Source organism: Caulobacter sp. DWR3-1-2 (assembly GCF_049896225.1).
Lineage (GTDB): Bacteria > Pseudomonadota > Alphaproteobacteria > Caulobacterales > Caulobacteraceae > Caulobacter.
The window spans coordinates 124,519-133,637 of sequence record NZ_JAFCTW010000012.1; the positions used below are offsets into that span (position 1 = coordinate 124,519).

Annotated in this window: 11 protein-coding genes and 1 pseudogene; 7 read left to right on the forward strand and 5 right to left on the reverse strand. The window is 65.2% G+C overall.

The features are described from left to right. Nucleotides 1-31 precede the first annotated feature (31 nt). Nucleotides 32-397 carry an endonuclease domain-containing protein gene (locus tag ACP696_RS16360; protein ID WP_426012481.1) on the reverse strand — a complete coding sequence of 122 codons (366 nt, stop codon included), beginning with the start codon at nt 395-397 and terminating at the stop codon, nt 32-34. 334 nt (nt 398-731) lie between these two features. On the opposite strand from ACP696_RS16360, the gene ACP696_RS16365 reads away from it, so the two are divergent. Then, the gene (locus ACP696_RS16365; RefSeq protein WP_426012482.1) at nt 732-1,322 is read left to right on the forward strand and encodes a hypothetical protein; all 591 of its coding nucleotides are present in this window, start codon (nt 732-734) and stop codon (nt 1,320-1,322) included. A gap of 182 nt (nt 1,323-1,504) precedes the next feature. Here the strand turns inward: ACP696_RS16365 and gatA are convergent, their stop codons facing one another. Both gatA and gatC read right to left on the reverse strand, forming a co-directional pair. Continuing rightward, nucleotides 1,505-2,977 carry an Asp-tRNA(Asn)/Glu-tRNA(Gln) amidotransferase subunit GatA gene (gene gatA, locus ACP696_RS16370; protein ID WP_426012484.1) on the reverse strand — a complete coding sequence of 491 codons (1,473 nt, stop codon included), beginning with the start codon at nt 2,975-2,977 and terminating at the stop codon, nt 1,505-1,507. Beyond that, a complete protein-coding gene (gene gatC / locus ACP696_RS16375) occupies nt 2,977-3,264 on the reverse strand; it encodes an Asp-tRNA(Asn)/Glu-tRNA(Gln) amidotransferase subunit GatC (RefSeq protein WP_426012486.1) in 288 nt (95 codons plus the stop codon). Before gatC ends, gatA begins: the two co-directional genes overlap by 1 nt. Before the next feature lie 101 nt (nt 3,265-3,365). Here gatC and ruvX point away from each other — a divergent pair, with 101 nt between their 5' ends. The 5 genes from ruvX to ACP696_RS16400 all read left to right on the forward strand — a co-directional run bounded on the left by ruvX (nt 3,366) and on the right by ACP696_RS16400 (nt 8,211). Then, complete coding sequence (gene ruvX / locus ACP696_RS16380) at nt 3,366-3,860, forward strand: Holliday junction resolvase RuvX (protein WP_426012488.1); 495 nt, start codon at nt 3,366-3,368, stop codon at nt 3,858-3,860. A 204-nt stretch (nt 3,861-4,064) separates the two neighbouring features. Next, nucleotides 4,065-5,072 (forward strand): aspartate carbamoyltransferase catalytic subunit, encoded by a 1,008-nt coding sequence (locus tag ACP696_RS16385; RefSeq protein WP_426012490.1) that lies wholly within the window; start codon nt 4,065-4,067, stop codon nt 5,070-5,072. A gap of 154 nt (nt 5,073-5,226) precedes the next feature. Beyond that, on the forward strand, nt 5,227-6,528 hold the full coding sequence (gene pyrC / locus ACP696_RS16390; protein WP_426012492.1) for a dihydroorotase: 1,302 nt from the start codon (nt 5,227-5,229) through the stop codon (nt 6,526-6,528). Between the two features lie 9 nt (nt 6,529-6,537). Next, entirely contained in the window at nt 6,538-7,362 is an 825-nt protein-coding gene (locus ACP696_RS16395; protein ID WP_426012583.1) for an HlyD family type I secretion periplasmic adaptor subunit, read from the forward strand. A 57-nt stretch (nt 7,363-7,419) separates the two neighbouring features. After that, complete coding sequence (locus ACP696_RS16400; RefSeq protein WP_426012494.1) at nt 7,420-8,211, forward strand: hypothetical protein; 792 nt, start codon at nt 7,420-7,422, stop codon at nt 8,209-8,211. 57 nt (nt 8,212-8,268) lie between these two features. Here ACP696_RS16400 and ACP696_RS16405 read toward each other — a convergent pair whose 3' ends face one another. Together ACP696_RS16405 and ACP696_RS16410 are read right to left on the reverse strand one after the other, a co-directional pair. Next, the gene (locus ACP696_RS16405; RefSeq protein ID WP_426012496.1) at nt 8,269-8,565 is read right to left on the reverse strand and encodes a HigA family addiction module antitoxin; all 297 of its coding nucleotides are present in this window, start codon (nt 8,563-8,565) and stop codon (nt 8,269-8,271) included. After that, nucleotides 8,565-8,762 (reverse strand): hypothetical protein, encoded by a 198-nt coding sequence (locus tag ACP696_RS16410; protein WP_426012498.1) that lies wholly within the window; start codon nt 8,760-8,762, stop codon nt 8,565-8,567. The genes ACP696_RS16405 and ACP696_RS16410 overlap by 1 nt, the downstream gene beginning before the upstream one ends. 37 nt (nt 8,763-8,799) lie before the next feature. Between ACP696_RS16410 and ACP696_RS16415 the strand changes: the two are divergent. After that, nucleotides 8,800-9,119, forward strand: a pseudogene (locus ACP696_RS16415) (HlyD family type I secretion periplasmic adaptor subunit); the annotation flags it as partial.

Consider the following 9,119-nt stretch of genomic DNA (forward strand, 5'->3'; position numbering starts at 1 on the left):
GTCTCAATTCCTGGCCGCAGGGGTGGCCACTTCAGTTTAGCTCCCTTCCCTCCCCTTTGTGGGGAGGGTGGCCCCGAAGGGATCGGGTGGGGCTCGCGGCGTCGAGAGCACGACAAATCACGCTCATGACGGGGTCGATATCCTCATGCACCGCACGGGTTGGGAAGCGCAAGGTTTGGAAGCCCGTAAGGCTCAAAACCCGATCTCGGCGCTGGTCGCGGCCGGCTTGTTCCAGCTCAGCATGGTGATGGCCATCCACTTCCACGATCAGCCGGCGGCCGAAACAGACAAAGTCGAGGATGTAGTCGAGGAACGGCGCCCGCTTCCGGAAGTAAAAGCCGTTGGCTCTCAGTGTCCGGAGCCGTCGTACCCACAGGCGAACTTCCTGGGTTGTCATGGCCTTTCGCAAGGCTCGAGCATTTTTCGAGCGAAGTGATTCCGGTTCGCGTGAAGAAAAATGCGCAAAAACAGAAGATTAGAGGTCACGGCCCGACGCAGTCAGGTCGGGAAATGCTCTAGCGCGCGTTTGACGCTCATGGTGTAGCCCCGCCCGACCCCTCTGGGGCCACACTTCCCATAAGGGGAGGGAAAGAGTGAAGGAAGGGATTGGAAGGCGCCAAGCGACAAAATGGCGACTTCTTGTCAAGACCGGGACCATTTCACGCCGAGTGGAACCGTCACCGCTCCCTCTCGTTGACTCCCTGAATTCGAATAACGCTCAGGAGGAAATCATGGCTGTTCTGAACCTCGACGCCAGCGAACCCTATATCGCTTCCAACGCTTCGGACGATGGCTCCGCACTGTTCACGGCCGCGCCGATCTATGCTCGCGCCAACACCCGAAAGACTTCCAGCAAGCCAAACCTGCCGCTGCTGATCGGCTTGCCTGTGGCGGCAATCGCCGTCGGGGCCCTTACCTGGGGTTTGATGAGCCGTCCTGCCGAAGCCCCCGTCGCCGACATCGCTCCGACGGCCCAGGTGGCCGAGGCGACGCCGACCCCGCTGCCGGAAACCACATTGCCCGCCGTCATCCCGACGCCAGCTGTGGCCCCTACAATGGCGACCCCCACTCCGGTTCAGGTAGCTCGCGCCGAAACGACGAAGCGCGCCGCTCCGGCTCGCCGCGCCGCCCCGGCCCGCCGGGCGTCTCCGGAAACCCTGCTTGACGCCGGCTCGGCCTCGTCGAATGTCAGCGCAACGGTAGCGGCTCCGGTCGCCGCTGCTCCGGCCGCGCCGGTTGTGATCGCCGCTCCGGCCGCCGCCGCCCCGGCTCCGACGCCCGCCCCGGTGGCGACGCCGACCACGCCGGACGCCCCCATGTAAGCGTAAGTATCGCGTAAAAAAGAAGGGCGGCTCCTCGCGGGGCCGCCCTTTTTCTTGGTCTCTACGGCTAGAGCATTTCCCGACCTGACTGCGTCAGGCCGTGAGCTCGAATCTTTTGTTTTGACGCATTTTTCTTCACGCGAACCGGAACCACTTCGCTCGAAAAATGCTCTAGCGCTGGATCACCACCACTTCGCCGCCTTGGCGCTGAACCCAGCGGCCTTTTCCATGGCTCCCGCCACCGAGAACACCGTGCCCTCGTCCAGCGGCTTGCCGATGATCTGCAGACCCAGCGGCAGGCCGTTGGCGTCCAGGCCGGCCGGCAACGACAGGCCCGGCAGACCCGCCAGGTTCGTCGTCACCGTGAACACGTCGTTGAGGTACATGGCGATCGGGTCGTCGCTGTTCTCGCCCAGGCCGAAAGCCGCCGAGGGCGCGGTCGGGGTCAGCAGGGCGTCGCATTTTTCCCAGGCCTTGTCGAAGTCCTCGGCGATCCGGCGGCGAACCTTCAGGGCCTTCAGATAATAGGCGTCGTAATAGCCGGCGCTCAGCACATACGTGCCAATCAGGATGCGGCGCTTGACCTCGTCACCAAAGCCCTCGGCGCGGGTGTTTTCATAGACCTCGGTCAGGTTGGCGCCGTCGGCCCGCAGGCCAAAGCGCATGCCGTCATAGCGGGCCAGGTTCGACGACGCCTCGGCCGGGGCCACGATGTAATAGGCCGGCAGGGCGTATTTGGTGTGCGGCAGGCTGACCTCGACGATCTCGCAGCCGGCGTCCCTCAGCCAAGCAATGCCCTCTTCCCACAGCTTCTCGATCTCGGCGGGCATGCCGTCGAGGCGGTATTCCTTGGGCACGCCGATCCGCAGGCCCTTCACCGACTTGCCGACGAAGGCCGCGAAATCGGGAACCGGCACATCGAGGCTGGTGGAGTCCTTGGGGTCGTAGCCGCACATCGAGGTCAGCAGGATCGCCGCGTCCTCGACGGTCTTGGCGATCGGACCGGCCTGGTCCAGCGAACTGGCGAAGGCCACGACGCCCCAGCGCGAGCAGCGGCCATAGGTCGGCTTGATCCCTACGGTGCCGGTGAAGGCGGCCGGCTGACGGATCGAGCCGCCGGTGTCGGTGGCGGTGGCGCCCAGGCACAGGTCGGCGGCCACGGCGGCCGCAGAGCCGCCCGAGCTGCCGCCCGGGGTCAGGGCCTGGTTGGAGCCGGCCTTGCGCCAGGGGTTGGTCACCGGGCCATAGCCGCTGGTCTCGTTGGACGAGCCCATGGCGAACTCGTCGAGGTTCAGCTTGCCCAGCATCACCGCCCCGTCGCGCCACAGCTGGCTGGTGACGGTGGATTCGTATTGCGGGACGAAGGGCTCGAGGATTTTCGAGGCGGCCGTGGTGCGCACGCCGTTGGTGCAGAACAGGTCCTTGATGCCCAGCGGGATGCCGTCCAGGCGGCCGGTCACGCCAAAGGCCCGGCGCGCGTCGGAGGCGGCGGCCATGGCCAGGGCCTGGTCGGGGGTTTCCAGCAGGAAGGCGTTCAGCGGCCGCGCGGCCTCGACGGCCTCGATATGGGCGCGGGTCAGCTCGACCGAGGTGAACTCACCGGCCTCCAAGCCATCGAGGGCGCCCTTCAGCGTCAGGGTTGTCAGAGCACTCATTATTCAACCACCTTCGGCACGACGAAGAAGCCGCCGACGGACTTCGGGGCGTTGATCGTCACGGCCTCGACATCGCCGCCCATCGTCACCACGTCCTCGCGCAGCGGGGCGCCGGCGCCCACGACGCTGGTCATCGGCTCGACGCCATCGGTGTCGACCTCGGCCAGTTGCTCGATCCACGCCATGATGCCGTTCAGCTCCTGGACCAGGGCTTCGATGCGCTCTTCGGGTTCGGCGATACGCGCGAGCCGCGCGACCTTCCGCACGGTGGCGGCGTCAATGGCCATGGGGGCCTCCAGGAAATCGAGCGTGTGGGTTAGCCGTGCGAGGGGCGCTTTGACAAGCGCTTCCCTTGTTCCGAGGTTGCCGGAGCATGTTATGAGCAGCCATGCCCGTTCTCGACATCGCCGAATTCGCCGCCGCCATCCCCGACTACCTGCCGATCGTCGGGCTGGATCCGGGAGAGAAGACCATTGGCGTGGCGGTGTCCGACGTCACCTTGACGGTCGCCAGCCCGCTGGCCCTGATCAAGAAGACCAAGTTTAGCGAAGACGCCGAGGTGCTGTTCAAGCTGATGGGCAGCCGCAAGGCGGCCGGCATCGTCATCGGCCTGCCGATGAACATGGACGGCACCGAGGGCGTGCGCTGCCAGTCCAACCGCGCCTTCGGCCGCAACCTGCTGCGCCTGCAGCCCCACATCCCGATCACCTTCTGGGACGAGCGCCTGTCGACCGCCGCCGTCACCCGGGTGTTGATCGAGGAACACGACGTCAACCGCAAGCGCCGCGCCGAGGTGGTGGACAAGATGGCCGCCGGCTGGATCCTGCAGGGCGCGCTGGAGCGGATGCGGGGGATGCGCGAGGAAGCGGGCAAGGGGTTCTGAGAGACGGCTAAGAAACTCCTCCCCCTGTGGGGGAGGTGTCGGCGAAGCCGACGGAGGGGGGAGTAATCGGACGATCGCCACACCCCGGACAGAGACCCAAAACCTCCCCCCACCGGTCGCTGCGCGACCACCTCCCCCACAGGGGGAGGAGCGGTACGGACGAACACTTCCCTCCCCGTCCAAAGCCGCCTATGACCACGTTTCATGACGGCCAAAGCCCCCCCAGCTCCTCATGACCCCGCTTCCGCGATCGATCCGATCCTCCAGCGCATCTTTTCATTCCCCCGACGCCACTTCCTGTCGGCCGGCGACCTGAACGCTCCGCAGGCGGCCGATCTGCTGGACCTGGCCGACGCCTTCGTCGCCTTCAATCGCCAGACGTCCAAGTCGCTCGACATTCTCAAGGGCCGGACGCTAATGAACCTGTTCTTCGAGAACAGCACTCGTACCCAGTCCAGCTTCGAGATCGCCGGCAAGCGCCTGGGCGCCGACGTGGTCAATATGAGCCCGCGCACCTCGTCGATCACCAAGGGCGAGACCCTGATCGACACCGCCGTCACGCTGAACGCCATGCGGCCCGACCTGCTGGTGGTGCGCCATGCTTCGTCGGGCGCGGCCAGTCTGCTCAGCCAGAAGGTCAGCGGCAGCGTCATCAACGCCGGCGACGGCCAGCACGAGCACCCGACGCAGGCGGTGCTGGACGCCCTGTCGATCCGCCGCGCCTTCGGCCGGGTCTCGGGCCTGACCGTGGCGATCTGCGGCGACGTGCTGCACAGCCGGGTGGCCCGCTCCAACGTGGCCCTGCTTCACACGCTCGGCGCCAGTGTTCGGCTGGTGGGACCGCCCACCCTGATGCCGGCCCACGCCGAGCGCTGGGGGGTCACCGTCCATCATGACATGAAGGCCGGCCTCGCCGGGGTCGACGTGGTGATGATGCTGCGCCTGCAGATGGAGCGGATGCAAGGCGCCTTCGTGCCCTCGACCCGCGAATATTTCCGCTTCTACGGCCTGGACCGCGAGAAGCTGGCCCGCGCCGCGCCCAAGGCCAGGGTCATGCATCCTGGACCCATGAACCGGGGCGTGGAGATCGATTCCGACGTCGCCGACGATCCCGAGATCAGCCTGATCCAGGACCAGGTCGAGATGGGCGTCGCCGCCCGCATGGCGGTGCTGGCCAGCCTGGCCCATCGGCTCGAGGAGCATGGGAAGTGAAGTCCGTCCCTCTATTTTCCGCTCAGCCCGGCGAATGCCGGGACCTAGATCCCAAGGCTGAGGGGATGATTGGAAGAACTCGGCGTTCCTGGAACCCACCTCAAAGCCACTCCATCTGGGTCCCGGCATTCGCCGGGATGAGCGGAGGTTTTAGATGAACGCCCCCCAGCCCCTGGCCCTGATCAACGCCCGCCTGGTCGATCCCGAGAGCAGCTATGACGGTCCCGGCGGGGTCATCGTCTCCGAGGGCGTGATCGCCGACGTCGCCAAAGGCCGCGAGTTCGGCAAGCTGTCCAAGGACGTCCGCGTCGTCGACTGCGGCGGCGCCATGCTGGCCCCCGGCCTGATCGACCTGCGGGTCAAGACCGGCGAGCCCGGAGCCGAGACCAAGGAAACCCTGGCGAGCGCCGCCAAGGCCGCCGCGGCCGGCGGCGTCACCAGCTTCGTCGTCCAGCCCGATACCGACCCGGCGGTCGATGATCCCAGCGTCGTCGACTTCATCCTGCGCCGCTCTCGCGACATCGACAGCGCCCGCATCCTGTGCGCCGGTGCGGCGACCAAGGGGCTGGGCGGCGAGCAAATGGCCGAGATCGGCCTGATGCGCGAAGCCGGATGCGTCTATGTCACCGACGCCGACCGGCCGATCGTCGACAGCAAGGTGATGCAGCGCATCCTGACCTATGCCAAGGGCTTCGACACCCTGCTGGCCCACCGGCCTCTGGACCCCTGGCTGGCCAAGGGCGGCGCGGCGATCGGCGGCGAGTTCGCCGGCCGCCTGGGCCTGCCCTCGATCTCGCCGATGGCCGAGCGGATCATGCTGGAGCGCGACGTGGCCTTGTTGGAGGCCACCGGCGGACGCCTGCTGGTGGATCAGATCACCAGCGCCCAGGCTTTGGAAACCCTGGCCCGAGCCAAGGCCAAGGGGCTGCGCATTCACGCCAGCGTGTCGATCAACCATCTTTCGTTCAACGAGCTGGACATCGGCGACTACCGCACCTTCGCCAAGGTCACCCCGCCCCTGCGCGGCGAGGACGATCGCCAAGCGCTGATCGAAGCGCTGGCCGACGGCCTGATCGACATCGTCGTCTCGGCCCACGCCCCGGCCCCGGCCGAGGACAAGCGCCTGCCCTATGACGAGGCCGCGCCGGGCGCCGTGGGGCTGGAGACCCTGCTGCCGGCCCTGCTGAGCCTGTACCATGAGGAGCGCTTGCCGCTGGTTGACCTGATCCGCGCCGTCACCCTGGCCCCCGCCGCCCTGATCGGCCTGCAGTCGGGCCGCATCGCCCCTGGCGCCCCGGCCGACCTGGTGCTCTGCGACCTCGACGCCCCGCTGATCATCAACGCCGACAAACTGCTGTCGAAGTCCAAGAACTCGCCCTTTGACGGGCGGAGGCTACAGGGGCAGGTGCTGATGACGATCGTCGACGGGCGAGTGGTGCACCGGGCGGAGGGGTAGGACGCCTGGATCGGCGAGCGCCGCTCCGGCGCCGAGGCCTCGGCCCGTTCGGCCCAGGCCGAGATCGTCAAGCTGGAGCGCACGCTTCCGATCCTCCAGCGGCAACTCGACGACCAGAAGATGCTGGAGGCCAAGGGCTATGGCGCCCGCCAAAAGCTCTTGCAGCAGGAACAGGCCATGGTCACCGTCGAGCAGGACCTGATCGCCTCGCGCGGCCGGCTCGACGAGGCCCGCGCTCAGGTCAGTTCCCTGTCGCGTGACGGGGCTGAACTGACCCAGCAGTTCGTCGGCCAGGCCGCCCAGGAGCGGGCCGAGGCCGAGGGCCTGGCCGCCACCCGGGGCGACGCCCTGCGCAAGGCCCAGCAGAAGCGCGGCCTTCAGACCCTGACCGCCCCGGTCGGCGGTATCGTTCAGGCTGTTTCGGTGACCACCCTGGGCGAGGTGGCCGAGACCGGCAAGCCGATCGTCACGCTGGTGGCCGACGGCGAGGCCCTGGTGGTCGAGGCCCTCGTTTTGGGTCGCGACATCGGCTTCGTCCACACCGGCGACCGCGCCGTCGTCAAGCTGGAGGCCTATCCGTTCACCCGCTACGGCACGCTCAGCGGCCAGGTGATCCAGGTCTCGCCGGACGCCATCGTCGATGAGAAAAGAGGCTTGGTGTTCCCTGTGCGGGTGAAGCTGTTGCAGACGCGTCTTACAGTTGACGGCCGGCGAGCTATGCTTTCCGCTGGAATGAGCGCTTCGGTCGAGATCGTGACGGGGAAACGGCGGGTGATTGATTTTGTGTGGTCGCCGGTGGCGAAGACGGTTTCCGAGGCGGGAAGAGAAAGGTGAGAGGCAGTCTAATAGTGGGGCGATCATTGTTGTCGACAACATCGCGAGCACTGCGACTTGGCCGAGTTCAGCCAGAAAAAAATCGTGGAGCAGTTCGTGTTAAATAATCCCAAGGTCTATAGCGGTCATTGGCGGCCGATCTCCACAATGATGCTCTACGGGTTGATCCTGCTCTATACGCTTCCCGCCGCGCCTATTGTCATTTTCGTAGTTGCGCTCGTCTGCCTCGCGACGTGGTGGGCGGTCAGACTCACTCAGACACCAACGAGCGAGAAGGACAGGCTTTCGGGGTTCAACAACATCATCTCGTTAAGCGCGTGGCTACTTATAATATTAAGCGTTATTTACGACGCCGCCTTGATTGCGGGGCCTAAAAATAGCTTCGTAGCGAATATTGAAAATAAGTCCTCCATTATTCCCTTGATCCATTTTGCTGAAAGATATCGTGCTGGGGCGGCAATGGTGGGGGAGCCGCTACCAAATATTTCAGGAGTTTGCTTGACCCTCATTGCATTTGTGTCGTTTGCCGCCGGCGCGAGCTTCAACGCCTTAGGTGCGAAGCCTCAATTGTTCGGACCGGGTAAGACAAAGTATAAGAAAGGAGGCCATAGCGCGATAGTACGACCTATTGTCGTAATTACTACAATATTCGTTATTGCGAACGCATTACTAGCGCTGAGTGAATTTGCATCCAGTCTGTCAACTAAATCATATCTTTTTAAGATGAGGTTTATAACGGGTCCGTTTGTTTGGTCTATATTCTTATTCGTGATGTTGGCAGTGGGGAGCCTCATGGTTAAAGATTTTGAACTGATATATTATCTAAATAAAAAGGGGGATGAGGTTTAAATGCCCGCGAATAATGAAAACAGGGACACACACTCTATTCGGGCCTCCACCGCCTAACTAAGCCGCGACCAGTTCGACCTTGATGTCCGCTTCATGAGCCCGCGCCTGGGCCAGATCGTGGGCGGCCTGCATCCGCACCAGGGTGTCGGCGCGCACGCCGAAGGCTTTTTCGAAGCGGATCGCCATGTCGGCCGACAGTCCGGCCCGGCCGTTGAGCAGGTTGCTCATGGCCTGGCGAGTGACCTTCAGCTTTCCGGCGGTCACGGTCACGTTCAGCCCATGGGCCTCGACGATCTCGGTGCGGAGCCACACGCCCGGATGGACGGTGAAGCTGGAATGAAGCTTGAGCGCCATCAGCGATAGTCCTCCCGGTCCATGTCCTCGATCGCGAGGGCGTCATCGATCCGAAATGTCATTCGCCAGTTCTTCGTCACCGTCAGCGACCAGACGCCCTCACGATCGCCTGTAAGCTGGTGAGCCCCGGAGCGCCGGGCCGGCGCGGAGGCCTCGGCCCGTTCGGCCCAGGCCGAGATCGTCAAGCTGGAGCGCACGCTTCCGATCCTCCAGCGGCAACTCGACGACCAGAAGATGCTGGAGGCCAAGGGCTATGGCGCCCGCCAAAAGCTCTTGCAGCAGGAACAGGCCATGGTCACCGCCGAGCAGGACCTGATCGCCCAGCGCGGCCGGCTGGACGAGGCCCGCGCCCAGGTCAGCTCCTTGTCACGCGACGGCGCGGAGCTGACCCAGTCGTTCGTCGGCCAGGCCGCCCAGGAACGCGCCGAGGCCGAGGGCCTGGCCGCCACCCGGGGCGACGCCCTGCGCAAGGCCCAGCAGAAGCGCGGCCTGCAGACCCTGACCGCCCCGGTCGGCGGCATCGTCCAGGCCGTTTCGGTGACGACGCTGGGCGA

Excerpts from the sequence above, each read along its gene's own strand:
- ACP696_RS16360 (WP_426012481.1), bottom strand. The coding sequence starts at position 397 with ATGACAACCCAGGAAGTTCGCCTGTGGGTACGACGGCTCCGGACACTG.
- gatA (WP_426012484.1), bottom strand. The coding sequence starts at position 2,977 with ATGAGTGCTCTGACAACCCTGACGCTGAAGGGCGCCCTCGATGGCTTG.
- ACP696_RS16385 (WP_426012490.1), top strand. The coding sequence starts at position 4,065 with ATGACGGCCAAAGCCCCCCCAGCTCCTCATGACCCCGCTTCCGCGATC.
- ruvX (WP_426012488.1), top strand. The coding sequence starts at position 3,366 with ATGCCCGTTCTCGACATCGCCGAATTCGCCGCCGCCATCCCCGACTAC.
- ACP696_RS16405 (WP_426012496.1), bottom strand. The coding sequence starts at position 8,565 with ATGGCGCTCAAGCTTCATTCCAGCTTCACCGTCCATCCGGGCGTGTGG.
- pyrC (WP_426012492.1), top strand. The coding sequence starts at position 5,227 with ATGAACGCCCCCCAGCCCCTGGCCCTGATCAACGCCCGCCTGGTCGAT.
- gatC (WP_426012486.1), bottom strand. The coding sequence starts at position 3,264 with ATGGCCATTGACGCCGCCACCGTGCGGAAGGTCGCGCGGCTCGCGCGT.
- ACP696_RS16365 (WP_426012482.1), top strand. The coding sequence starts at position 732 with ATGGCTGTTCTGAACCTCGACGCCAGCGAACCCTATATCGCTTCCAAC.